The sequence below is a fragment of the Sorangium sp. So ce834 genome (assembly GCF_051521425.1).
GTDB classification, from domain to species: domain Bacteria; phylum Myxococcota_A; class Polyangia; order Polyangiales; family Polyangiaceae; genus Sorangium; species Sorangium cellulosum_D.
Map to the genome: position 1 here is coordinate 2574424 of NZ_CP150351.1, position 24133 is coordinate 2598556.

Annotated in this window: 16 protein-coding genes; 9 read left to right on the top strand and 7 right to left on the bottom strand. The window is 71.5% G+C overall.

Translation table 11 applies throughout. The annotated features are described in order from the left end of the window. Nucleotides 1-10: 10 nt before the first annotated feature. The 8 genes from ligD (at nucleotide 11) to WMF20_RS09235 (ending at nucleotide 11217) form a co-directional block, all read left to right on the top strand. Nucleotides 11-2398 carry a non-homologous end-joining DNA ligase gene (gene ligD, locus WMF20_RS09200; RefSeq protein WP_437612472.1) on the top strand — a complete coding sequence of 796 codons (2388 nt, stop codon included), beginning with the start codon at nucleotides 11-13 and terminating at the stop codon, nucleotides 2396-2398. A gap of 142 nt (nucleotides 2399-2540) precedes the next feature. After that, nucleotides 2541-4028, top strand: a complete 1488-nt coding sequence (locus WMF20_RS09205; protein ID WP_437612474.1) for an MDR family MFS transporter — start codon at nucleotides 2541-2543, stop codon at nucleotides 4026-4028. Between the two features lie 92 nt (nucleotides 4029-4120). After that, on the top strand, nucleotides 4121-5035 hold the full coding sequence (locus WMF20_RS09210) for a hypothetical protein (protein WP_437612476.1): 915 nt from the start codon (nucleotides 4121-4123) through the stop codon (nucleotides 5033-5035). Nucleotides 5036-5481: 446 nt separating this feature from the next. Continuing rightward, complete coding sequence (locus tag WMF20_RS09215; RefSeq protein WP_437612478.1) at nucleotides 5482-6687, top strand: arabinan endo-1,5-alpha-L-arabinosidase; 1206 nt, start codon at nucleotides 5482-5484, stop codon at nucleotides 6685-6687. Nucleotides 6688-6944: 257 nt separating this feature from the next. Further along, nucleotides 6945-7583 carry an RNA polymerase sigma factor gene (locus tag WMF20_RS09220; protein ID WP_437612480.1) on the top strand — a complete coding sequence of 213 codons (639 nt, stop codon included), beginning with the start codon at nucleotides 6945-6947 and terminating at the stop codon, nucleotides 7581-7583. After that, on the top strand, nucleotides 7580-8683 hold the full coding sequence (locus WMF20_RS09225; protein ID WP_437612482.1) for a tetratricopeptide repeat protein: 1104 nt from the start codon (nucleotides 7580-7582) through the stop codon (nucleotides 8681-8683). Before WMF20_RS09220 ends, WMF20_RS09225 begins: the two co-directional genes overlap by 4 nt. Then, nucleotides 8680-9837 carry a hypothetical protein gene (locus WMF20_RS09230; protein WP_437612484.1) on the top strand — a complete coding sequence of 386 codons (1158 nt, stop codon included), beginning with the start codon at nucleotides 8680-8682 and terminating at the stop codon, nucleotides 9835-9837. The genes WMF20_RS09225 and WMF20_RS09230 overlap by 4 nt, the downstream gene beginning before the upstream one ends. Before the next feature lie 387 nt (nucleotides 9838-10224). Further along, nucleotides 10225-11217, top strand: coding sequence for a rhamnogalacturonan acetylesterase (locus WMF20_RS09235; protein ID WP_437612486.1), 993 nt, complete (start codon nucleotides 10225-10227; stop codon nucleotides 11215-11217). Nucleotides 11218-11390: 173 nt separating this feature from the next. On the opposite strand, the gene WMF20_RS09240 is transcribed toward WMF20_RS09235, so the two are convergent. From WMF20_RS09240 to WMF20_RS09270, 7 genes are all read right to left on the bottom strand, one after another. After that, on the bottom strand, nucleotides 11391-13796 hold the full coding sequence (locus WMF20_RS09240; RefSeq protein WP_437617096.1) for a cellulose binding domain-containing protein: 2406 nt from the start codon (nucleotides 13794-13796) through the stop codon (nucleotides 11391-11393). 667 nt (nucleotides 13797-14463) lie between these two features. Beyond that, complete coding sequence (locus WMF20_RS09245) at nucleotides 14464-15183, bottom strand: YciI family protein (protein ID WP_437612488.1); 720 nt, start codon at nucleotides 15181-15183, stop codon at nucleotides 14464-14466. A gap of 244 nt (nucleotides 15184-15427) precedes the next feature. After that, nucleotides 15428-16741, bottom strand: coding sequence for a magnesium transporter (mgtE, locus tag WMF20_RS09250; protein WP_437612490.1), 1314 nt, complete (start codon nucleotides 16739-16741; stop codon nucleotides 15428-15430). Nucleotides 16742-16874: 133 nt separating this feature from the next. Next, entirely contained in the window at nucleotides 16875-17465 is a 591-nt protein-coding gene (locus WMF20_RS09255) for a GTP-binding protein (RefSeq protein ID WP_129573999.1), read from the bottom strand. 332 nt (nucleotides 17466-17797) lie between these two features. Further along, nucleotides 17798-19045, bottom strand: coding sequence for a hypothetical protein (locus WMF20_RS09260; protein WP_129574000.1), 1248 nt, complete (start codon nucleotides 19043-19045; stop codon nucleotides 17798-17800). Nucleotides 19046-19343: 298 nt separating this feature from the next. Beyond that, a complete protein-coding gene (locus WMF20_RS09265; protein WP_165373884.1) occupies nucleotides 19344-20534 on the bottom strand; it encodes a cytochrome P450 in 1191 nt (396 codons plus the stop codon). 290 nt (nucleotides 20535-20824) lie between these two features. Next, entirely contained in the window at nucleotides 20825-21280 is a 456-nt protein-coding gene (locus WMF20_RS09270) for a hypothetical protein (RefSeq protein ID WP_437612493.1), read from the bottom strand. A gap of 1551 nt (nucleotides 21281-22831) precedes the next feature. Between WMF20_RS09270 and WMF20_RS09275 the strand changes: the two genes are divergently transcribed. Next, the gene (locus WMF20_RS09275) at nucleotides 22832-24112 is read left to right on the top strand and encodes a serine hydrolase domain-containing protein (protein ID WP_437612495.1); all 1281 of its coding nucleotides are present in this window, start codon (nucleotides 22832-22834) and stop codon (nucleotides 24110-24112) included. The last annotated feature ends 21 nt before the right edge of the window (nucleotides 24113-24133 follow it).

The following is a 24133-nucleotide window of genomic DNA, read 5'->3' on the forward strand; positions in this document are numbered from 1 at the left end:
ATCCTAGCTCATGGGACTGCGCGAGTACTGGCGCAAACGCGACTTCTCCATCACACCCGAGCCGCGGGGACAAGAGGCCACCGCCGCGTCCGCCGAGGGCGAGGAGCGGACCTTCCTCATCCAGAAGCACGCCGCCTCGCACCTGCATTACGATTTCCGCCTCGAGCTCGAGGGCGTCCTCAAGAGCTGGTCGGTGCCGAAGGGGCCGAGCCTCGACCCCGAGGTCAAGCGGCTCGCGATGCACACCGAGGATCACCCGCTCGAGTACGGCGACTTCGAGGGCATCATCCCGCGAGGGCAGTACGGGGGCGGGACAGTGCTGCTGTGGGACCGGGGCACGTGGGTGCCGCTCGAGAACCCGCACAAGGGATATCACGCCGGAAAGCTGAAGTTCCTCCTGCGGGGTGAGAAGCTCCGCGGCGGCTTCACCCTCGTGAAGACCCGCGGGCGGGATGACGACGAGGGGAGGAGCTGGCTGCTCATCAAGGAGAACGACGCGGAGGCGCGCGCCACGGAGGAGTACAGCGTCGTGGACGCCCGGCCCGAGAGCGTGGCGAGCGGGCGGCAGCTCGACGAGATCGCCGCGGCCAAGGACCGGGTGTGGCACTCGAACCGGGCCGAGAAGGAGAACAAGAACGAGAAGGCGGCGGCCGGCGGGCGCAGGGCGCGGGGGGCGGGAGGCTGGGCGCGCGTCGCGGGGCGGGTGGAGGGCGCGCGCGAGGCGGCGATGCCGCAGAAGGTGCGGCCGCAGCTGCCCGAGCGGCTCCCGGCGAGCAAGGCGAAGGGCAAGCCGAGGGGGGCGCCGGAGGGCGAGGGGTGGCTGCACGAGATCCAGATCGACGGCTGCCGGATCATGGCCCGGGTCGAGGACGGGCGCGTGCGGCTCGTGGACGAGAAGGGGAAGGAGCAGAAGGGCCGTTTCGAGCACATCGCCGCGGCGATCGCGGGGCTCGGGCTGAGGAGCGCGCTGCTCGACGGCGAGGTGGCGGTGCTCCGGCGCGACGGCACCACGGCCCCGCCGCCGTCCGGCGCGAAGGCCGCGCCCCGGGAGGGCGAGGTCGTCTACTTCGTCTTCGATCTCCTGTACCTGGAGGGCCACGATCTCATGGCGTCGCCGCTCTCGGCGCGGAAGCAGGCGCTGGAGCGGCTGCTCCGCGACACGAGCAAGGGCGGGGGCGCCCTGCGCTACGGCGATCACGTCGAGGGGTCGTGGGAGGAGGTCGTCCAGAAGGGGTGCCAGCTGTCGCTGAAGGGGATCGTGTCCAAGCGGATCGACGCGCCCTACGTGCCCGGCCGCGGTCCGGGCTGGGTCCGCGTGTCGTGCAGCAGCGCGCCGGCCGGGGAGAAGGGGAAGAAGGGGAAAGCGGCGGCGCCCAGGGCGAGCGAGCGCGCGGCGCCCAGGGCGAGCGAGCGCGCGGCGCGGGGCGCGAACAAGCGCGCGGCGCCCAGGAAGAGCGCCGGGGCGCGCTCGCGGCAGGCGCGGGACGCGGAGGACGGCGACGGCGTCTCGGTCGCGGGGGTGCGCCTGTCGCACCCGGACCGGGTGCTGTACCCGGCGCAGGGGATCACGAAGCGCGAGCTCGCGCTTTACTACGAGTCGGTCGCCGGCTGGATGGTGCCGCAGGTGAAGGGCAGGCCGCTCACGCTGGTGCGCTGTCCGGAGGGCACGGAGAGCGAGTGCGTCTACATGAAGCACGCGAAGGTGTGGGGGCCGTCCGCGCTCCGGCGCGTGACGATCCAGGAGAAGACGAAGGCGGGCGAGTACCTCGTCGCGGACTTGCCCGAAGCGCTGGTGTCGCTCGCGCAGATGGGGATCCTGGAGATCCACACGTGGAACTCGACGACATCGCGGCTGGAGAAGCCGGATCGGGTGGTGTTCGACCTCGACCCGGATCCCTCGGTGGCCTGGGAGCGCGTGATCGCGGCCGCCTTCCTGCTCAGGGATCGCCTCGCCGAGCTCGGCCTCGAGAGCTTCGTGAAGACGACGGGCGGGAAGGGGTTCCACATCGTGGTGCCCCTCACGCCTTCGAGCGGGTGGGACGAGTGCCTCGCGTTCACGAAGGCGCTGGCGGGGGACATCGCGCGGCGCGATCCGGAGGGGTACACGATCGCGGTCTCGAAGGCGCAGCGGAAGGGGAAGATCTTCATCGACTACCTGCGCAACACGAGGGGCGCGACGTCGGTGGCCGCGTACTCGACGCGCGCCCGGCCGGGGGCGCCGGTGTCGGCGCCGCTCTCCTGGGACGAGCTCGGCCCCGAGATGCGCTCGGACCGATTCACGCTCAGGAGCCTGCCCGAGCGCCTGGCGTCGTTGCGGGAAGACCCGTGGGCCGGCTACGGGGAGGTCCGGCAGAAGATCACGGCCGCGATGCGGCGAGCGCTGCGGATGCCGGCGTAGGCGGGCGGGCGCGCTGCGCGGGGCGCGCCGCCGTCGCCTGCGCGGACGCCGCGCAACCCGCGCCCTGCGGCTCGACGAGCGGCGCCGCGCGGTGTCACGCTTGCCGCGCCGGCTCGTCCACACCACATCCCCAACCACCTGCATGGCTTCAGAACGCAAGACCCACCGTGCCCTCACCGTCGTCGGGCTGATCCTGTCCCTCGCCATGGCCGCCCTCGAATCGACGGTGGTGGCCACCGCGATGCCCACCGTGATCGGCGATCTCGGCGGCATTCACCAGTACGCCTGGGTCACCACCGCCTACCTGCTCACCTCGTCGGTGCTGGTGCCCATCTGCGGCAAGCTCTCGGACATCTATGGCCGCAAGCCGGTGATGCTGTTCGGCATCGCCGTGTTCCTGATCGGCTCGATCGCGAGCGGCGCGGCGCGGTCGATGCCGCAGCTCATCGCCTTCCGCGCGCTCCAGGGGGCCGGCGCCGGGGCGATGCAGCCGATGGCGATGACCATCTCGGGCGACATCTTCGATCTCAACGAGCGCGCCCGCATCCAGGGCGTCTTCGGGGCCGCCTGGGGGCTGTTCGGCATCATCGGCCCGATGGTGGGGGGGCTCATCGTGCACTACTTCTCGTGGCGCTGGGTCTTCTACATGAACATCCCGTTCGGCGTCGCGTCCGTCGCGCTCGTGGCGAGCGCGTTCCACGAGCGGATCGACAAGCGGCCACACGCGCTCGATTTCCTGGGCGCGGCGCTGCTGTCCGCCGGCGTGGTCGCGCTGCTCCTCGCCACGGGGCGGCTCGGCGGGGGGACGACCCTGTTCGCCTCGATCGCGGCGGTGGCGCTGTTCGCCGTGTTCTTCGCCGTCGAGCGCCGGGCCCCCGAGCCGATGATCCCGCTGCCGCTCTTCCGGCGGCCGGTGATGCTCACCTCCAACGTGGCCGGCGCGATCCTGGGCGGCGCGATGATGGGCACCATCACGTTCGTGCCGCTCTTCGTGCAGGGCGTGCTCCACGGCACGCCGACGGAGGCCGGGAGCGCGATCGCGCCGATGCTGATCGGCTGGCCGGTGGCGAGCGCGATCGGCGGGCGGCTCATCCCGCGCGTCGGGTTCCGCCCGCTCATCTGGGCCGGCCTCGGCTTCACCGCGGCGGCGGGGCTCGCGCTCGCGCTCGGCGGGGCGCACGACACGCCGCTGATGCTCCGCGCGACGACGCTGGTCTTCGGCGTGGGCATGGGGCTGTCGAACGTCGCGCTGCTCATCGCGGTGCAGAGCAGCGTCGCCTGGGATCAGCGCGGCATCGCCACGGCGAGCACGATGTTCTCCCGGCTGCTCGGCGGCGTGGTGGCGGTCGGCGTCATGGGCGGCGTGCTCACGGCCCAGCTCGCGAAGGACCCGACCATCCCCGCGGACGCGGCGAGCCGGCTCCTCACGGCAGAGGGGGCGCGGGACCTCGATCCGTCGATCGTGCAGCACCTCGGGGAGGCGCTCACGTCGGGCATCACGACGGTGTTCTGGATCATCGCGGCCATGGGCCTGGTCGGCTTCGTGGTGGCGCTGTGGTTCCCCCATGTGCCCCTCCAGGCGGCGGACGACAAGGCCGTCGTGCCGCCGAGCGAGGCGGGGATCGGGTGAGCCTCCGCGCGACGAGCTCCCCCTCACGGGGCCTTCCATGGTGAGGGGGGGAGTACGGGGAAGAGCGGGGTTCTGGTCGTGAGCGGAGATCGATGAGCCGGTTTCGAGGGATGGCGGGGGCGGCGGGGCTGTGGCTCGCGATCGGGGGGGCGGGGTGCGAGGACCAGCACGTCGTGATCGGCGCGCTCTCGCCGGGGCAGGGTGGAGGCGGCGCGGGCGCGCCAGAGCGGCCGAGGTTCGAGGCGCCGACGGCGGTGACGGAGATCAACAGCAGCGCAAGGGAAGAGGACCCGACCCTCACGGACGATCTGCTCGAGATCTATTTCATGTCCGATCGCGAGGGGAGCCGGGACATCTGGACGTCGCGGCGGGCAGGGGTGGGCTCGCCCTGGGACGCGCCGCGCGCCGTGGAGAACATCAACCTGGCCGAGAGCGTCGAGGATACCCCCTGCGTCTCCGGGGATGGGCTCCGGATCTGGTTCTACAGCGCGCGCGAGCCGCAGGGCATCTGGCTCGCCGAGCGCGCCAGCCGGGACGACCCGTGGGGAACGCCGGTGCACGTGGACGCCCTCGCCGTCGAGGGCGCCACGGTGATGGGCCCTCACGTCGATCCCGCAGGGCTCCACGTCGTGACCGGCGTCACGCCCGCGGACGCGGAGACGTACCTCGCGATCGCGTCGCGCGAACGCCCGGAGGACGACTGGAGCGCGCTCGCCCCGCTCGCCGGGCTGGACGGCCCAGGCGACGAGGGCGGCCCGTTCCTGTTCGACGACGGCAAGCAGATCCTGTTCCGATCGAGCCGCCAGGGAGGGGGAGACCTGTTCTGGGCACGACGGGCGAGCGCCGAAGCGGCGTTCGAGGAGGCAGCGCCGCTCGAGGAACCGGTGAACCTCCCCGGGGAGCGCGACACAGATCCGCACCTCTCACCGGACGGCTCCGTCCTGTTCTTCGCGTCGACACGGACCAGCGTGGCCGATATCTACGAAGCCCACCGCGTCGCGCCATGACCCCGCAAGCTCAGGCCCCGCGCATCGCGGCGATGGCCCCGTAGCGATCGCGGCGCACGCGGGCGGCGCTGGAGGAGCCGCCCGCACAGGCGACCCCTCCGGGTGACACGTGTGCGACCGTGGAGCCGTGGTGTCCTTTCTCGGTGCAAGTTTGCTGCTGTAACAAAATGATCTGAGCTGACCGCGAGAAAGTCGAGCGACCCGTGATTGATTGCGGGCGCTCGGATCCACGTGGAAAACGAGGAAGGACAGGTTCCCGATGACGTTCGAGGACAGGGCAGGGAGCCTGTCCCACCGTCGCTCCGCCGGAGCGCGGTGGGGCCGCGGGGGAGCACGCGAAGTCCATGCGTCGACCGCCCGCGGGCGGTCCGTCGATGAACGATCGGTCAGGGGAGCTTCAGGAGTCTCAGATGCGCTTCATGCTTTGCCGATTTCTGTGTCGACGGGTGTCTGCGCGCGCGTGGGGCCTGCTCAGCGTCGTCGCGTCGCTCCATTGCAGCTCGGAGTCGCCGGGACCGGGGGCCGGCGCCGGTGGTCAGGACAGCGGCACCGCCGGCGCCGCCACCTCCTCGACGGCCGCTTCCGCCACGTCGAGCAGCGGCGCGGGAGGTGACGCCGGCGCCACGGCCGGCGTGGGCGGCGCCGGTGGCGCGGGCGGGACCGGCGGCGCGGGGGGGACCGGCGGCGTTGGGGGGACCGGCGGCGGAGAGGTCGGCGACCGGTGCGCAGAGGCGATCCTCGACCCGGCGAGCCCGCCCGAGGCGCTGCGTCTGTCCGGAAACCTGGGGACCCACGATCCGGTGGTCATCAAGGCCGGCGACCGATATCACCTGTTCCAGACGGGGGACCGGCTCCCCATGAAGGTCTCCTCGAACCTCATCGACTGGCAGGATACCGGCCGGGTGTTCGACGCGAAGCCCGCCTGGCTGGCCGGCAAGGTGCCAGGCGTGGACCACCTCTGGGCGCCCGATATCTCCCGCTTCGGGGACACCTACCATCTGTATTACTCCGCCTCCACGTTCGGCAGCAACAAGTCGTGCATCGGGCACGCGACCAAGGTGTCGCTCGACACCCGAGAGCCCTGGGCGGACCGCGGCGCCGCCATCTGCTCGAACGACGGGGCGCGCGACGACTGGAACGCGATCGACCCCAACGTCGCCATCGATGAGGACGGGACGCCGTGGCTCGTGTTCGGGAGCTTCTGGAGCGGTATCAAGATGGTGAAGCTCACCCCGTCGGGGGAGCGGGCCGACGCGGAGCTCCACGCGCTCGCCTCGCGCCCCGACGCCGGCGGGGCCATCGAGGCGCCGTTCATCGTCCGGCGCTGCGGATTCTATTACCTGTTCGTCTCGTTCGACGCGTGCTGCCGCGGGACGGACAGCACCTACAAGATCGCCGTCGGCCGCTCGCCGAGCATCACCGGACCGTACGTGGACAAGGAGGGCAGGGAGATGAGGTCCGGCGGCGGCACCCTCCTCGTCCAAGGCGACTCCCGATGGCGGGGGCCCGGACACAACGCGGTCATGTTCGAGGGCGGCCGGGCCTACAACCTCTATCACGCTTACGACGTCCAGGCGAACGGCGCCCCCACGCTGCGGATCTCCGAGCTGGTATGGGACAGCGACGGTTGGCCGCGCTCCGGAGGGCCGTGACGTGCGCGCCGCGTTCACCACGCGAGCACGGCGGTTTGCCTGGAGCAGCGGTGGGACTCCCAACGTCGGTGCCCTGCCCGCCGCCAGCGCCGATATCCCGTCTCCGCCCTGCGAGTGAGGGTGGGCAGCAAGGCCGTGTGCAGCCCCCGCGCGCCGCTCGCCCCAAGCAGCTCCCGAGCGCCACCGCCGGACTGCTGGGCTCCGGCGCTCTCGGTGCGCCTTGACCCGGTGTTCCGGCCTCGTGCATTGTCTTCAACGTGCGAAAGCCCGCGACCGATCTCCTCACGACGCCGGAGGGAGCACCTCCGCGGGCGGACGACCTGCTCGGGCTCGCTCGGGCCGCGGCGGCGCGCGACCCCGCGGCCATCCGCACGCTCATCACCGAGCTCGGCGGCGCCATGCTGAGGAGCGTGAGGAAGGTGCTCGGCCCTCATCACCCCGACGTCGAGGATGTAACCCAGGAGGCCGTGCTCGCGCTGCTCCAGGCCCTGCCCTCCTTCCGCGCCGAGTGCACCGTGCTCCATTTCGCGAGCCGCATCGCCGTGATGACCGCGCTCGGCGCGCGCCGGCGCCTCCGCGTGCGCGAGCGCTTCGACGAGCCGGACGCGCCGATCGAGGTCGCGCCCGACGAGCGCGGCGCGTCGCCGTTCGCCGAGACGGTCTCCAACCGGCGGCGCGAGATGGTGCTCGAGGTGCTCGACAGGATGCCGGAGTCGACCGCGGAGGCGCTCGCCCTTCACTTCGTGCTCGGCTACACGGTCGATGAGATCGCGGCGCTGGGCCGCGTGTCTCCGAACACGGTGTGGAGCCGCCTCCGGCTCGGCAAGGAGGCGCTGCGGCGCGCGCTCGCCAACAACGCGAAGCTGGCCGAGCTCTTCCGCGGGAGGGAACCATGAGCGCGGACTGCCGGAGCGAGCTCCTCACGCGGGTGCGCCGCGGCGTCGCGACCGAGCCCGACCGGCTCGCCTTCGACGCCCACCTCGGCTCCTGCGAGTCGTGCCGGATCACCTGGGAGATCGCGCAGGATTTCGACGCCGTGGGCGCGGCGGAGCCCGGGGACGCGGAGCTGCTCGCGCGCATCGCGAACGCCGCGATCGGCGGGGTCGCGATCGATCTGCGGCGCGAGGGCGCGGCGGTGTGGCCCGCGGGCGTGGGCCGCGAGGGCGCGGCGGTGTGGCGCGCGAGCGCGGATGTGCGCCCCGACAACGATGTCCGGCGCGGAGACGACGATGCGCGGCCGGGAGGCGGCCTCGCGGGGCGGCGCGGGGCCGGTTGGCGGCGCAGCGTCTGGCTCTGCGCCGCGGCGGCCGTGCTCGCCTGCGGCGTGGCCGTCGCCGCCACGGCGCTCGTCGGTCCGCGCCCGGAGGCGGCGCCGCGGCCGAGCGCCCGCGCGATCGAGCCCGCGGTGCGCGCGGCGGTGTCCCGTCCGCGCGCGGCGGCGCTCCCCGAGGCCGCTCCGCCTGCGGGCGAGCGCGCGGCGGCCGTCGCGCGGCCGGCGGCGTCGAGCGCGCCGGCGCCCTCCACGCCGCCGGCGGCGCTGCCGGAGGTCGCGGCGCCTGGTCCGAGGCCGCGCGACGCGGCGCGGGGGCCGAGCGCGGCAGCGCCGTCCTCCGCCGCGGCGACGGCGGAGCAGCTCTTCCGGGAGGCCAACGACGCGCGGCGCGCCGGGAGCTCCCAGCGCGCCATCGAGCTCTATCGCGCGCTCCAGAAGAGCTTCGCGACGTCGCCGGAGGCCACGCTCTCGTTCGTGTCGCTGGGCAGCCTGCTCCTCAACACCGGCGCGCCCGCGGCGGCGCTCGCGCAGTTCGACCGGTACCTCGGCGTGGCCGGCTCGCGGCCGCTCTCGGTCGAGGCGCTCTACGGCCGCGGGCGCGCCTTGCGGGCGCTCGGCCGCTCCGCCGACGAGGCCCAGAACTGGCGGCGCCTGCTCCGGGAGCACCCGGGCTCGCCGTACGTCGAGCACGCCCGCCGCCGTCTCGCCGAGCTCGGAGGGTGATCACGCGGCGGGCGCTCGCGCAGCGCGGGGCGTGCTGTCTCGCGGTCGCCGCGGCCGCGGCGCTCTCCTCGGCGAGCGCCCTGGCGCGCGACGGGACGGCGGCGGCGTCCGGATCGCCCGGAGCGGCGGTGTCCGGAGCGGCGGTGTCCGGAGCGGCGGTCGTGGAGATCGTGCTCACGGGCGCTGCGGACCACCTCGGCGCGATCCGGACGGCGCTCGAATCCCAGGCGCTCTCCGCGTTCGCGGTCCGCTTTCGGATCGCGCCGCGGTTCGACGCGACGGCGCTCTTCGCGACGCGAGCCTCGTCCGGCGTGACCCTCTCGTGCTGGATCGACGTGAGCGATCCGCGCCGCGCGGCGCTCTACTTCACGGATCCCGTGGCCGATCGCTTCCTGGTGCGCTCGATCGAGCTCTCGGGCCGCCTCGACGAGCTCGATCGCGAGTCCGTGGCGCAGGTCGTGGAGCTGTCGCTGCGGTCGCTGCGGGTGGATGCGCGCGCCTCGCTGGATCGGGAGCAGGCGCGCGCGCTCATCCTCCGCCAGGCGGCGCCTCCCGAGGTTCCCGCCGAGACGTCGGCCCCCGCGGCGGCGCCGCCGGCGCCGCGGCGCGCCCTGGAGCTCGGGGTGTTCTACGGGGTGACGGCGCACTCCGCCGAGGTGGGTCTGACGCACGGTCCCGGGGGGCGCGTGGCGCTCGGCGGGGGCTGGGGTCGACACCGGGTCGCCCTGGACGCGCGCTTTCAGTACCAGTTCGAGCGCCGTTACGAGGAGCCGCGCATCGGCCTCGATCTCCGCACGATCACGCTCCGGGCGGACGTCTGCTGGCTCTACCCGATGGCGATGGGCGTGATGCCGATCGAGCTCGGGGTGCGGCTCGGCGCGGGCGTCGATCATGTGAGCGCGGCGCCGAGGCCGGGCAGCGCGGGGACGTCGGGGTTCGTGCCTGCGGAGGCGAGCGCGTCGAACGCGCTCGTGCTGGTGGCCGGCCCGGTGGCGAAGCTGCCGCTGAGCCGGGATCTCCGGGTGTTCACGGAGCTCTTCGTCGAGCTCGATCCCGCGCGCGTTCGCTACGACCTGTCGCTTGATCAGGGGACCGAGACGGTCCTTGCGCGCTACCGGCTGCGGCCAGGCGTGATTCTCGGCGTCGAGCTCTGACGGCCGCTCACGCCGGCGGGCGAGCCGGGCGAGCTGACCGTGGTTGGGGTTTGCGCGACCGACCCGACCGGGGTTGAGATCCGTGACGCCACAAATGTTCAATTTTGCACCCTGGTGAAACAGGTTCGGTTCTCACAAGACGTCCGGCCTACCCGTGATTGATCCCGCCCGTTTCGGCCCACGTGGAGAGCACGGCGGTGCCTGTGCGGCGCTTCGCACCATCTCGACCATGCGACCCTGCCTCTCACCGCCCACCTCGTCCCGAGCCTCGCCCCTCGATCGCCTCCTCGCTGCGCATCCGTCGTCGGGCGGCTACCCCCTCAGCCTCCCCGCCGCCCGCACCGAGGCGCGCTTCCTCCATCCGTTGTTTTCCCGCAGGAGCTTGTCATGCGAACTCGCCCCCTCTTCCCGACCGTCGTGCTTCCTCTTCTTCTCGTCGCCGGCGCGTCCGGCGGTTGCGATCCAGCCGGCGCCGACGACCCGCCCCCCGCGCAGAGCGGCAGCGGCGCCGGCGACGCGAGCAGCGTCACGGGCGCCAGCGTCACGGGCGCCGGCGGCTCGGGCGCCAGCGTCACGGGCGCCAGCGTCACGGGCGCCGGCGGCTCGGGTGCCGGGGGCTCGGGCGGCGGCGCCGCTACCGGTGGGCCCACGAGCGCCTCGGGCGGCGCTGAAGGCGGCGGCGGGAGCGCCGCGCTGCCGGACGTCTCGGTCTACATCGCCGGCGACTCGACCGTTCAGACCTACGTGAACAGCCCCATTCATCAGGCGGGCTGGGGCCAGATGCTGGGAGAGTTCTTCGACGCGCGGGTGCACATCGAGAACCGGGCCATCGGCGGCCGCACCGCGCGCCGGTTCATCGACGAGGAGCGCCTCGCCGACATCCTCGACGACATCCAGCGCGGCGATTACTTGCTGGTGCAGTTCGGCACCAACGACAGCAACAAGACCGCGACGTACGAGCACGACGGCGCCACGATTCCCTACTACCTCGACCCCGCGACGGACTTCAAATCGTACCTCGAGCAGTACATCACGGGCGCGCAGGCGCGCGACGCCATCCCGGTGCTCGTCACCCCGCCCCCGCGGCGGTCGTGCACCGGGGACAGCCACGACTTCGGCAACGGCTTGGCCGCGTATGCCAAGGCCATGCGGGAGCTCGGGGGCGAGCTCGACGTGCCCGTCATCGATCTCAACGAGAAGACCCTCGCCCACCTGAACTCGATCGGGTGCGTCGCGGCGGGCGAGGACTTCTTCCTCGTCCGGGCGGACGGCTCGGTCGACGGCACCCACTTCAACGAGACCGGCGCCCGCACCATGGCGGGCTTCGTCGCCGACGGCACCGCGGACGCCGGCCTGCTGCTCGCGCGGTACCGGAAGTGAGATCCCGGCCGCAGCTCCCGCGCCTCCGGCCCGCGGCTCCCGCGCCTCGCGGCTCCTCTCGGCCTGTCGCTCGCGCGGCGCCCTGACCGCTCGACCTCACGCCCTCGCGCGCTGGCGGGCAGGCCGCGACGCGGCCTCGCGCGGGGCGACCCGCCCGCCGTGCGCGGTCGGCGTCACCTGACGTGGATGTCCGGCCTGGGGGGCGCCGCCATCCCGGCGCCGATATGGAAGCTCGGGTGAGGCGGCTGGTTGTAGGCGGTCTGCTCCGAGGTGATCTGCATGCGGTACTGCGGATCGTGCATCAGCGTGTAAATCCGACGCGTCGTCACGCTCGTCGTCGTGTACAGCCGCAGCGCGGCGTCGTTGGATTCGCGCCACACGATCTCCTCCCGCCAGTCGCCGAGCAGGTCGGCCGTGAGCGCAGGCGTCGACTTCGTGCCGTTGTTCGAGGCGCACTGGCTGCAGCTGAGCAGCGAGCCTCCGCCGTACTTGGTGATCGACGTCTTGTCCTGCAGCTCGCGCAGCTCGTCCGCGTCCCACCAGATCAGGAAGTTGGCCGAGGCGGGCTGGCTCCCGACGTTCGACCCGCTGCTGGCGGACAGGAGCCCTCCCGTGGAGTTGGTCCACATCTCGGCGCCGGCGTTGCTCGCGAGCACGTCGCCCGCCACGCCGCGACCGGTGTCGGCGCCCGTGACCGGCCCCTGCCGGAGGACCGCGCACGTGTTCGCGTCGTGGATGTCGAAGGTCGGCTTGCTGCCGTCCTCGTGCGGCATGAACACCTCGAGCCCCGGACGCGAGGGGATGAAGTCGCTGACGTGCAGCGCGTCGCCGTGCCCGAAGTTCGTCGAGCACTTCCGGGTGCCGTTGCTGTCGATCGTGGAGGCGCCGTAAATCACCTCCTGCGCGCCGTCGGCGTCGACGTCGGCCACCGCCATTGAGTGGGCGCCTTGGCCCGTGTAGGCGGTGTTCGCGTTGCTGTCGGCCTTCCAGATCTGGGTGAGGCTGCCGTCGCGGAAGCTCCAGGCGGTGATCGTGGCGCGCGTGTAATAGCCGCGGGCCATCAGGATCGCCGGCCGGCCGCTCGCCTCCTGTCCTCTCCCGAGGTCGCTCACGAATCCGGCGCTCGCCAGGAACCGATCGACCCGGTTGCCGTACGAGTCTCCCCAGGAGGAGACCGTCCCGCGGGGCACGTCGAACGCCACGGTCGCGAGCTCTGCGCCGTCGAGCCCGCCGAACACGGTCAGGTACTCGGGGCCGCTGAGCACGTACCCCGCGCCGTTCCTGTGGTCCGCCGCGTCGTCGTCGGAGGCGGCGGGCCCTCGGCGCAGGTACGCGCCCGTCCCGTCGCGCGTGCCTGGAGCGGTCTTCACGGCGACCTCCGCCTTCCCGTCGCCGTCGAAGTCGTACACCACGAACTGCGTGTAGTGCGCGCCTGCCCGGATGTTCCTCCCGAGGTCGACGCGCCACAGCCGCCGCCCGTCGAGCTTGTAGGCGTCGAGGTAGACGGGGCCGGTGCAGCCGGCCTGGGAGTTGTCCTTGGCGTTCGACGGATCCCACTTCAGGATGATCTCGTATTGTCCGTCGCCGTCCACGTCTCCGGCGCTCGCGTCGTTCGCGGAGTACGAATAGCTCTCGCCCGCGTTGTCGCACTTCGACGGCGTCGTCCCGCCGGCGGGCTTTTCGAGCGGGATGCGGAGGTAGTTCTGGCCCCAGGTGGCGGCGGCGGGCGAGGCTGCCTGAGCGGCGCCGCCGACGACGGCCCGGATGGTGTACGTCGAGGAGGTGGTGCCGGCGGTATCCAGGTAATTTGTGCTGTTGGTGACGTTCGCGATGCGCGTGCCGTTCCGGTAGACGTCGTACGAGATGGCGTTCGGGTTCGCCGGGTCATATTCGTAACCGAACATCCTCCACCCGACGTAAACGCCGTTGGAGACCTTGACGGCGACCACGCCGCGATCGAGGTCCTCCATCTGGTAGTGGCCGCTCGGTGCGGATCCGCCGCTGCCCCCGGAGCCGCCGCTGCCCCCGGAGCCGCCGCTGCCACCTGCGCCACTGCTGGCGCTGCTACTGCTGGCGCCGCTGCCGCCTGCGCCGCTGCTGGCGCTGCTGCTGCTGCTGGTGCTGCTGGCGCTGCTGCTGCTGCTGGTGCTGCTGGCGCTGCTGCTGCTGCTGGTGCTGCTGGCGCTGGTGCTGCTGGTGCTGCCGGATCCGCCTGCCGTCACGCTCGCGAGCACCGGGCGCTGCGTGGGACCGCTCGCCGTGGCGCAGAAGCCGAAGCTCGTCGACGCGCCCGGGGCCAGGCTCGCGTTGTGGGCGGCGGGCGTCGCGATCAGCTGCGACCCGTTCATGCTCGTCGCCACGTTCCAGGCGTTTGCCAGCGTGGTGCCGCTCATGTCGATGCCGATCCGCCATGTGGTCGTCGCCGCCGTTCCCGTGTTCCGGATCGCGACGTCGGCGCAGTACCCGGTCCCCCAGTCCGACGCGTACGTCAGCGTCGCGGTCAGCCCGTCGCCTGTCAGCGGCTGATCCCAGGCCTCTTGTTGCTCGAGCCCTCCTTCAGGCCCGTACGCGTCATCCATGACACACGCGCCGAGGAGCACGAGGGCGGTGGCCGTTGCTGCAGATAAGCAAGCTCGCATGGAAATATCCTTTCATAACGCGCGGCGCACGAGGCGATCCGCGAAAGGTCCTCGCTCTCCGGGGCCGGCGGATCATTCGACCGGAGTCGCCGGCGTTCGAGGATCAAGGAACGACCTCCATGTTGCTCCGGCAGCTCGGACTCAATCATCAGAGTCTCAAAAAAACGTGCGCTTTCGGCAGATCGGAGTTTTTGCGGCGCACGAGAACGCCTCAGGATCCCGCTGAAGCCCGATGGCGGCGGGGCCGCGAAACCCGACCTTGTCGGTGATCTCTCGACATCCCCCGCGACCCTGGCGCGGGCAACCGAGCGAGCTCCTCCACAAGAATCCTTGTCGCTGCCGGCCGGGGCACGGCTCCGGATCCGTGGCTCCTCCGAGGAACCCGCGCCGCGCAGCTCACGCGCCGCTGCGGCGTGCCGGGCTCGATCTGTCCACAGAAAATCCACAGCATGTGGACAGATGTGCAGTGGTCGCGGGGGCGGGCGCGGCTAGAGGCGCTCGGCGGTGCGGGCCCGCGCGCGCTGGCTCGGCAGGAGCGCGCCGTCTTCCAGGCACGGGCCCAGGCACGCGTCGTAGCACGCGTCCGAGTCGTTCGGGACGAGGTTCGTCAGGACAGCGCGCGGATGTCCATCTCGATGGTGCCCACGACCTCCGCGTAGCGGAGCGCCAGGTCCTTGGCGGCGTCCAGCGACGGCACATCGACGATGACGTAGCCGCCGATCAGCTCCTTGGACTCGGCGAACGGCCCGTCGGTCACCTTGTGCTTGCCGCCGGTCGACGCGACGCGAGCGCCCTTCGCGCTCGGCTGCAGCCCCTCGGCCGAGAGCAGCACGCCGGCCCGGGTCATCTCCTCGATGAGGCGACCCATCTCCTCCACCAGCTTCGGCGCGGGCGGCGCGCCGGTGTCGGCCGCGTCGTGGCAGTGGACCGCCATGTACCGCGTCGTCGTGAGCCCTTCGGGCTTCGGCGCCACGCCGAGATCCCACGCCTCGGTCACGGGCCGGATGTCGATGTCCACGTCGCCGATCAGCTCCGCGAAGCGCGACACCCAGCCGATCGCCTCGTCGAGCGAGGCGACGCGGAGGATCGCGAAGCCGGCCGGCACCGCCCTCGCCGCGCCGAAGGGCCCTCGGGTGACGGTACGCTTGCCGCCGGCGAACTGGAGGCGAACGCCCTGGGAGCTCGGGCGCAGCCCCTCGCCGGCGCGCAGCACCCCCGTCTTCGCCAGATCCCCCACCAGCTGCCCCACACGGGCGATGAACTCGGGGCTCGGCAGCGCGCCGGCTTCGGTTTGCGCGTCGGTCCTGTGCATGATCATGAAACGCATGTCCACATCCTCCTTGGTACTGGGTCTCCGTCCGGGGGGTCACCGGGGGTACCCCCGGCGCTCAGCAGGGCGACGAACGGGGGCGGGCCGGATCGACACGGGGGCGCATTTTTTTTTGTCGCGCCGCCGCGAGGCGCGGCGCGGGAGGCGACGCGCTCGTTGCCGACGAGCTCCCGGCGCAGCAACGACGGGCCCTGGGTGCACTTGCCGTCCTTCGTCGTGGAGCGCATCGAAGCGCCGAGCATCACAGCAGGGTGCCTTGCAGGACGATCTGCGCGACGTTGAAGTAGATGATGAGCCCCGAGACGTCGACGAGGGTCGCGACGAACGGCGCGGAGGCGCTGGCCGGGTCGAAGCCCAGCCGGCGGATCGCGAAGGGCAGCATCGAGCCCGCGAGCGTTCCCCAGGTGACGATGCCGACCAGGCTGATCGCGACGGTGGCGGCCACCTCGAGATAGTGCTCCCCGTACGTGTGGAAGACGGCCTGCCACACCAGGATGCGGACCAGGCCGATCGTGGCGAGGATGACGCCGAGCGACAGCCCGGCGGTGAGCTCGCGTCGGACGATGCGCCACCAGTCCTTGATCGTGACCTCGCCGAGCGCCATCGCGCGGATGATCAGCGTCGTCGCCTGGGACCCGGAGTTGCCGCCGCTCGAGATGATGAGCGGCACGAAGAGCGCGAGCACGACCGCCCTCGCGATCTCCTCCTCGTAATGCCCCATCGCGCTCGCGGTGAGCATCTCGCCGAGGAAGAGCGCCGAGAGCCAGCCGGCGCGCTTCTTCACCATGGCCAGCATGCTGGTCTGCATGTACGGCGTGTCGAGCGCCTCCATGCCGCCGAGCTTCTGGATGTCCTCGGTGGCCGCCTGTTGCACGACATCGACGATGTCGTCGACCGTCACGATGCCCTTCATCCGGCCCCCGGCGTCGACGACCGGGAGCGCGTTGAGATCGTGGCGCGCGATGACGTGCGCGACCGCCTCCTGGTCCAGCGTGTCGGGCACCGAGACGACGTCCCGGCGCATGACGTCGGACACCGGCTTGTCGCCCGGCGCGACGAAGAGGTCCCGGAAGGACACCACGCCCAGCAGCCGCTGCTCCTGGTCGAGCACGTACGCGTAGTAGATCGTCTCGAGCTTCTCCTGGGCCTGCCGCTGGAGGTACCGGATGGCCTCGCCGACCTTCATGTCGGGCCGCAGGCGCGCGAACCGCGGGCTCATCAGGCCGCCCGCCGCGTCCTCGGCGTACGCCATGAGCGCCGTGACCTCGCGCCGCGTCGGCTCGTCGAGCGTCTCGAGGAACGAGGCGCGGTCTTGCGGCGGAACGAGCTGGATCACGTCCGCCGCGTCGTCGGGCGCGAGGAGCCGCATCCAGAGCCTCCGCTCGCCGCTCCTCATCGCGAGCAGGAGGGCCGCCTGCTCCTGCCCGGACAGGCTCAGGAAGAAGCTGTGGACCTCGCTCCGGTCGGTGTGCTCGAAGCTCTCGACGCGCTCCGCGGGAGACAGGATCGCCCAGATCTCGCGGAGCTCGGCGGCGGTGAGACGGTCATCAGGCATGGCTCGCCTCCACGACGAGAGGGTTGGAGAGGGGGCAACACGAGGAGGTCGAGGCGCAGGTGCCCGGCCTCGACGCCACGCGAGGATACGGCACCGTGCCCTCGTGCACGAGCCCAGCCGCGCGCGGGAGGCCTCAGCGGCGCCCGCGATCCATCTCCTTGAGGGCGAGCTTCGCGATCGCCCGCAGGGTGTCGAACACGCCGCGGCCGCTCGCCGCCGCGGCCTCGAACTCGGGCGCTCCGCCCGGGTTGAGGAGCGCGCGGAGCTCCGCGACGTCGGCGATCCCGTCGAGATCCCGCTTGTTGTACTGGATCACGAGCGGCAGCCGCCCGGGCGAGCGGCCCTCCTCGGCGAGGTTGTCCCAGAGGTCGGCCATCGACTCCAGGTTCGCGTCGAGCCGGGCGAGCTGCGAGTCCGCCACGAACACGACCCCGTCCATCCCCCTCAGGATCAGCTTCCGGCTCGCTCGATAGAAGATCTGGCCCGGCACGGTGTAGAGCTGAAGGCGCGTCCGGAAGCCCGACAGGCCCCCGAGATCGAGGGGCAGAAAATCGAAGAACAGCGTGCGATCGCTCTCCGTCTTCAGCGAGATGAGCCGCCCCTTGGCGCTCGGCACCGTCCGATCGTACACGTATTGAAGGTTCGTCGTCTTCCCGCACAGCCCGGGCCCGTAATAGACGATCTTGCAGTAGATCTCCCGGCTCGCATAGTTGATGAACGCCATCGGCGTGCTCCTCCAGAGTCGACGTTCGAGGGGAGGCAAGGCCGGTCCCCGCATTGGAAGCGAAGGCGATCGGCCGCGCTCGCATTGGAAGCGAAGGCAGCGGCCGACCACCGCATGCGAAGAGAAGGCGACCGCCGGCCCTCGCGACGGGAGGAAGGCAGTCGGCCCCCGCCGGCGAAGGGAGGCGACGGCCGCTCCCCCATCGAATCCCCGCGTCGAGCGCGGCGCGCGCTACGTCACGCGCCGCCGGCGCCCGCGCCGCGCGCTACGTCACGGGCCGCCGGCCGCGAGCCGCTGTGCCGCCGCCGCGAGCGGCGCCGCGCCGGCGGCGCTCAGCAGGACGCGTCGGCGATCGCGTGGAGCGCGGCCACGAACCCCTCCAGGGAGGCGTCGCGCGCGTCGCTGTGCTTCACGAGCCGCTCGTTCACCGCGATGAGCTCCGCGACGTCCGGGCTCGCGCCCGGGACCCGCCGGAGCTCGTGGACCGCGCGGCTCACCCGCGACGGCGGGTCGAGGCACGCGAGCGCCGACAGCGCCGCCGTCGCGCCCTCCTGGCGGCCCGCCGCGAGCGCCTCGCGCGCCATCCCGAGCAGGACCAGCGCGAAGGCGACCTGGATCGCCTCCAGGAAGCCGCGCGAGACCTCCTTGCCGCCCTGGCCGGCCTCGCTCCACGCGAGCGTCACGAGCTCGCCTATCTCCGAGAAGGCGCGCCGCGACATCAGCGCAGAGAGCGTCTCCAGACCGTGCTTGTCCCAGGCGGCCCGCGTCGTCAGCTGGCGCACGAGCCAGGGGAGCATGGGATACGCGTCGCCCCCCGCCCGGATCGACCCGAGCGCGACATCGAGCAGCGCGGCCCGCCCCACGCCGTGCGCCTCCAGCCAGACGAGCAGGTTCGCCCGCTCCGACCCCCGCGGCGTCCGCCGCGCCTTCTCGAGGATCGCGTCCCGGAGCACCGCAGGAAAATGGGGGATATCGGCGCTCCAGTCCTCGTCCGAGCCGCGCGCGCGCTCCATCGCCAGCGCGGCCAGCGCGCCGTCGTCGAGCGACAGCGCCCCGGCCCGCCGCGCCGCGAGGATCTTCGCGACCGGCATGTCGCGCAGCGCTGGCCGCTCGGCGCCGAGGCCGTCGAGCTCGTCGCCGTCGAGCAGCGGCGGCAGCCCACGGTAGACCCTCGGCGAGAAGACGAACTCCGAGGCCCACTGGACGGGCTCGCGCCGGCAGCGCGCGAGCACGCGCTCGTAGATGGCCGCCGGGACCTTCCCGCGCACGAGATCCGAGAGCTCGATCCACTCCTCCTCGGCGAGCGTGAGCCGCGGCACGCCCAGCACCTCGTGCTGGAAGTGCGCCGGATCCCGGATCGCGAGCCGGGCGAGCTGCTGGATCACCGGCCCGCTGAAGCCGCTCTCGCACCGCGCCCTCCAGCGCAGGAGATCGGATGTCCCGAGCTCCTCGATGTGCTCGGACAAGAAGGCATGATCGTCCGGCTCGAGCACCGGCTGGCGGAGCACATGAAAGAAGGCGACGGGACGGGCACGGCCCCGATGCGCGCGCACCAGGGCGTCGATTTCCGCCTTTCGCATGGCGCGACCTCGTCATCCCCGGCCTGTGCGGCGCGGGGACGTCTTTGCGTCTATCGTCGCCTGGCGCTTGCGCGGCCCGTCATGACTCGGCGGTCGGTGGAATGACGGATCCTGTTCCTGACCGGTGTGGCGAGGATAGCGCGAGCGCGACCTCTGTCAAGATGGCAGGCGCGGCAGGGCCCTTTGCGGCGGCCGGCGAGCGCGGGTGACGCGCCCTGCGCGTTTGTCACGTTCGCGCGCGTTTGTCACGTTCGCGCGCGCTGGTGATGTTCGCGCGCGCTGGTTACGTGCGCGCGCCTCACGCCGGCCCGGCGACGAACCGCAGCGGCAGGGCGACCGGGCCGCGCACGGTGAGGGTGCGGTTGTAGACGATCTCCCCGGGGCCGCGCTCGATCCGGGCGAAGCGCGCGACCAGCGCTTCCAGCGCCGCGCGGGCCTCCATGCGGGCCAGCGCCGCGCCGATGCAGAAGTGGATGCCGTGCCCGAACTGGAGCCCTCCGTGAGAGCCGCGGTGCAGGTCGAACCGGTCCGGCTCGGGGTACTGCCGCTCGTCGCGGTTGGCCGAGGCGACGAGCGCCAGCACGAGCGCCCCGGGCGGCAGCGTCGCCCCGGCGAGCTCCACCTCCCGGGTGGTCAGCCGGGGCACGGACTGGCTCGGGCCGTCGTACCGGAGCACCTCTTCGAGGAAGAGCGGCACGAGGTCGGGCGCGCCGCGCAGGCGCCGCATCATCTCCGGATGATCGGCGAGGAAGAGGAGCGCATTGCCGAGCAGGTGGGTTGTCGTCTCCAGCCCGCCGAGCAGGAGCAAGACGAGGAAGTCGACGATCTCGGTGTCCGTCAGCGCCTGTCCGTCGGCCTCGGCGCGGATCAGGTCGGTCACGGTGTCGTCCGCCGGCGCGCGGCGCCGCGCCGCGACGACGTCCCTCAGGTACCCCGTCAGCTCGGCGATCGTCGTCCGGACGCGCTCGGCGTGCGCGGGGGGCTCCGGGCCGGGCGTGACCGAGAGGATGTCGTCGGCCCATCGCTTGAAGTGCCGGCGGAGCCCGTGGTCGAGCCCGAGCACCTCGCCGATGACGAAGGCCGGGAGCGGCATCGCGAGCGCGTCGATGGCGTCGAGCTCTCCCGCGAGGCCGCTCGCGAGCTCCTCGGCGACGGCGCGGACGCGCGGCGCGAGCCGGGCCACGGTGCGCGCCCCGAACGCCCGGTGGATGAGCCCGCGCAGGCGCGTGTGCGCCGGCGGATCCAGGGCGAGCATCGAGTTGGCGAGCGGGTTGTACCCCACCCAGGGCGGCTGCCACGCCGCCTTGAAGCCGTGCGACGAGAAGAGCTCCGGGTTCTTGAGGACGAAGAGCACGTCCTCGTACCGGCTCACCGCCCACATCCCGCCGGGCTCGACCTGGCAGACCGGCGCCGCGCGGCGCAGCGCGGCGTACCAGGGATACGGGTTCGCGCGAAACGCGGGCGAGAGCACGTCCATCCGATGATCCATCGCGGTTGCCTCCCGGGCCCCTCGGCCGGGCAGCGCGCTCGAGGACCGAGGGCGGCGCGGGCGAGCGGACCACGGGGGCACCCCAGAGCACCCCGGAGGCCAGGCCGCGATCGCCGGGATTCACGGCCGTCGCGCGGATGGAGCGGCGCGCCGGCCGGTCGAGATGACCGGATGGTCGGTCATTTTGACCGAGCAAAGCCCGGGAGGCGGCCGACCTCCCGGGCTTCGTCCTCTCCTGCGGTCAGTCCTCTCCTGCGGTCAGCGCTCCGCCCGCGTTCGCGCGGCCAGAGCTACTTGACGAACACGAGCAGCTTCTTGACGCCGTTGATGTCGAAGACCTTGACGCCGACGACATCGCTGACATCGACATCGTTGTTGCTGAGGACGTCGCCGACCTTGACCCCGTTGAGGACGTCTACGTCCTTCAGCACGTTCTGAAGGTTGAGGATCTGGAGGTTCAGGACGAGGTTGTTCAGCGTCTGGCTGAGGATGTCGATATCGGCGTCGTTGAGGACGTCGTCGAGGTACACGATCTTGATGTGCTCGGCGTTGATGACCTCATCGTTCAGATCCAGGACATCGGTGAGCTGGGCGGCGACGGACACGAGCCCAGCTGCCACGTTGGTGTATTTCGGCGCGTCGCTGGCGGCCGGCGCATCCCACGACGCCAGCGCGCTGGTCGACAGGCTGAGGGCAACGAGAGCAGCGCCAACGCCGGAGAGCACGCGAGACTTGATCGACTTCATGTTTGTTTGTCCTCGTGAAATCAGGTTTTTTTTGTTATGTTTGGTTTGATCGTTCGACGAGCGCAAAACACCGGTTCGTCATGAGCGAGTCTCGAGTCCCATGGATCGATCGCGCGCTCGGGCGGCCCCGTCCGTCGGGTGCGCGTCCGCTTGGATCGATCTCGACCTGTGGTCGCCAGCCGGCGCTCTCGCGCCGGTCTCGATGCAGCCATGTTGTACCGAGCGGGCTTCTATAAGGGAGCCCTCCCGCGCGGCGCGCTGCTGCGAACAGCCCTGCGCGCTGCGAAATCAATGTTCGCTCATGCCGTCCCGGAGCACATACGCCCCACTTGCAGAGCCATTCGGCCCTCGCGCTGGAGACTATTCACGGTTGATGCCAACGCCAGAGCAACACCAGAGTCGGTGTCAGGACAGCATGATCATGAAAGAGTTCAATGGCTCTGTCGTCCGGGCGACAAAGGTGCCTCACTGGGGCTGTGACATTGAGACAAGACACGACAGGCTACGCGGGGCCGCGGGGGCTCTCTGTCGTAGTGCGCTTCTGCCGTTGTCTATCTCGAGGTCATATGATATCGATTTAGGTTTGCCCGCGCAAGGGACGGGGCGATGCGTCGATGCTGCCCGGGTGCATGCCGGGGCCCGCAGGTGCATGCCAGCGCCCGCAGGTGCATGCCAGCGCCCGCAGGTGCATGCCAGCGCCCGCAGGTGCATGCCAGTGGCCGCAGGTGCATGCCAGGGCATGCAGACTCGACCGCGGAGCACCGCGGCCGCTGGTGCGGCTCGATCCTGGCGCACCGCCGGCCCGGGGAGCCGCGTGCTCGGTGCGGGCGAGCCGCCCGCCGGTCCTGAGGGGCGAAAGGAGAGAGGGTATCGCGGCGCGCGGCGGCGTCGCGACAGGGACGCTCCGTCGGTATCCTGCTATCGCGTCGAATCCGTGATGCTGCTCTCTAAACCATCCACTCGACGACGAGAGTTGTTTGTCGGGAGACAAATCGGGACCGGCGACTGGGCGGCAGATGGGGTAGCGGGCAGATGGTCGGGCTGCCCTCGACCCAGCTCGCGTGGAGGCACCCTCTCGCGCTGGCTGCCTGACGTCGTGGGGCGCACCTCGAGAGGCGCCGTCCGCGTCGATCCAGCCGCTCGGGCGCGCCGCCCGGAGGCGCGGCCGCGCCCGTGGAGCGACGCCCGAACGTGGTGTCCGCCCTCGCCTCGAAGCGCGGTCGAAAACGTGCTGTGCATTCGTCCACGGTCGTCCAGGGGCGTCCTGGATGTCGCGGGGAGCGCACATCTGCTTGCGTCATCCCGCAATCGATTGCGCTTCGATTGCCGCCGTGCCAACCCAAATGGCAGAGACGCGCCCAGCCGCTCGGCTGAAAAGGCAGCGAGATAGTCGGTCTCGTCGGCGATGCAGCAGGAGGAGAAGAAAACAGGCAGCGCTGGCGTGCTACTTGCGACTCCTCGCGACAGACGCCCACGTTGAATGCGCCCGGCGCTGCCGAGGCGACACCGTGGAACCATTCGTTCCTCATGAAAGCAAGGTTGGGAAGAGCCATGATCGATCAACGACGAGCGTTCAACCGCAGGCACTTCTTGCAAGGGATGACCCAGCTCGCCGCGGTGGCCGCCGCGGCGCCCGCGCTGGGCTCGGACCCGTGGAGAGGCGCCACCTGCACCACGCTCACCCCGGGGCAGCCAGAGGCGGTGTGCATGAGCTCCGAACGGCTCGAGGACGTGTTCGCGCGGATACAACGCCGGGTGAGCGAGGGCCTGTTCCCCGGCGCCACCGCGCTGGTCGCGCGGAACGGCGTCGTCGTGGGGTACCGGGCCTTCGGCAGCAAGGTCGCCGGCGCGGACGAGCCGGTGACGCTCGATACGATCTTCGACCTGCAATCGATGACCAAGGTGCTCTCGACCGCCGCGTCGGCGCTCGCGCTCGTGCAGGAGGGGGTGATCCGGCTGAGCGATCCGGTGGCCAGCTACCTGCCGGAGTTCGCCGCCAACGGAAAGGGGGCCATTACCGTCTACGACATGCTCCGTTACTCGGCCGGACTGCCGATGGATAACCAGTTCCTGGACGAGCCGGACGACGAGACCGTGTGGCGCCTCATGGCCGAGACGCCGCTCGAGTACCCGACGGGCACGTCGGTGCTCTACAGCGATCTCACGTACCGCCTCCTCGGCCGGATGATCGAGGCCGCCGCGGGGGACGATCTGGACGCCGTCGCGCGCGACCGCATCTGGGAGCCTCTCGGCATGAGCGACACGATGTACTGCCCGCCCCCGGAGCTCCTCGAGCGCATCGCGGCCACGGGGTACTCGAGCCTCCGGGGCTACGTCGTCCGCGGCGAGGTGCAGGACGAGCAGGACTTCGCGCTGGGCGGTGTCACCGGGTGTGACGGCGTCTTCTCCACGGCGATGGACATCGCGGTGTTCTGCCAGATGATCATGAACGGGGGCGCCTACGGCGGCGCCGAGGTCCTGCGGCCCGATCTGGTGCGCCTGATGAAGAAGAACAACACGCCCCAGGTGACGGCGGCGGCGACCGACACCTCGCCCATCAACAACCTGCTCCTCACCCCGAAGGGCCTCGGCTGGGAGCTCTGGACGAGGCGCTTCTCGAGCGGCGGCATGCGCCTGTCGCCGCGCGCGTACGGCAAGGCGGGTGGCGCCGGGACGTTCGTGTGGGTCGATCCGGATCTCAAGATCATCGGCGTCCTGCTGACCAACCACGGCCTGCCGCAGCCGTTCGACGACATCGGCTGGAGCCGGATGCTCGACGACATCGGCTGCGCCGAGTTCTTCGACGGCATCATCAACGCGGTGCACGACTGAACGCCGCGCGGGCGCGCCGGG

Coding starts and splice junctions, on each gene's coding strand:
- WMF20_RS09235 (WP_437612486.1), top strand. CDS start 10,225: ATGCGAACTCGCCCCCTCTTCCCGACCGTCGTGCTTCCTCTTCTTCTC.
- ligD (WP_437612472.1), top strand. CDS start 11: ATGGGACTGCGCGAGTACTGGCGCAAACGCGACTTCTCCATCACACCC.
- WMF20_RS09205 (WP_437612474.1), top strand. CDS start 2,541: ATGGCTTCAGAACGCAAGACCCACCGTGCCCTCACCGTCGTCGGGCTG.
- WMF20_RS09270 (WP_437612493.1), bottom strand. CDS start 21,280: ATGAAGTCGATCAAGTCTCGCGTGCTCTCCGGCGTTGGCGCTGCTCTC.
- WMF20_RS09240 (WP_437617096.1), bottom strand. CDS start 13,796: ATGGATGACGCGTACGGGCCTGAAGGAGGGCTCGAGCAACAAGAGGCC.
- WMF20_RS09275 (WP_437612495.1), top strand. CDS start 22,832: ATGATCGATCAACGACGAGCGTTCAACCGCAGGCACTTCTTGCAAGGG.
- WMF20_RS09245 (WP_437612488.1), bottom strand. CDS start 15,183: ATGCGTTTCATGATCATGCACAGGACCGACGCGCAAACCGAAGCCGGC.
- mgtE (WP_437612490.1), bottom strand. CDS start 16,741: ATGCCTGATGACCGTCTCACCGCCGCCGAGCTCCGCGAGATCTGGGCG.
- WMF20_RS09260 (WP_129574000.1), bottom strand. CDS start 19,045: ATGCGAAAGGCGGAAATCGACGCCCTGGTGCGCGCGCATCGGGGCCGT.
- WMF20_RS09265 (WP_165373884.1), bottom strand. CDS start 20,534: ATGGATCATCGGATGGACGTGCTCTCGCCCGCGTTTCGCGCGAACCCG.
- WMF20_RS09225 (WP_437612482.1), top strand. CDS start 7,580: ATGAGCGCGGACTGCCGGAGCGAGCTCCTCACGCGGGTGCGCCGCGGC.
- WMF20_RS09210 (WP_437612476.1), top strand. CDS start 4,121: ATGAGCCGGTTTCGAGGGATGGCGGGGGCGGCGGGGCTGTGGCTCGCG.
- WMF20_RS09255 (WP_129573999.1), bottom strand. CDS start 17,465: ATGGCGTTCATCAACTATGCGAGCCGGGAGATCTACTGCAAGATCGTC.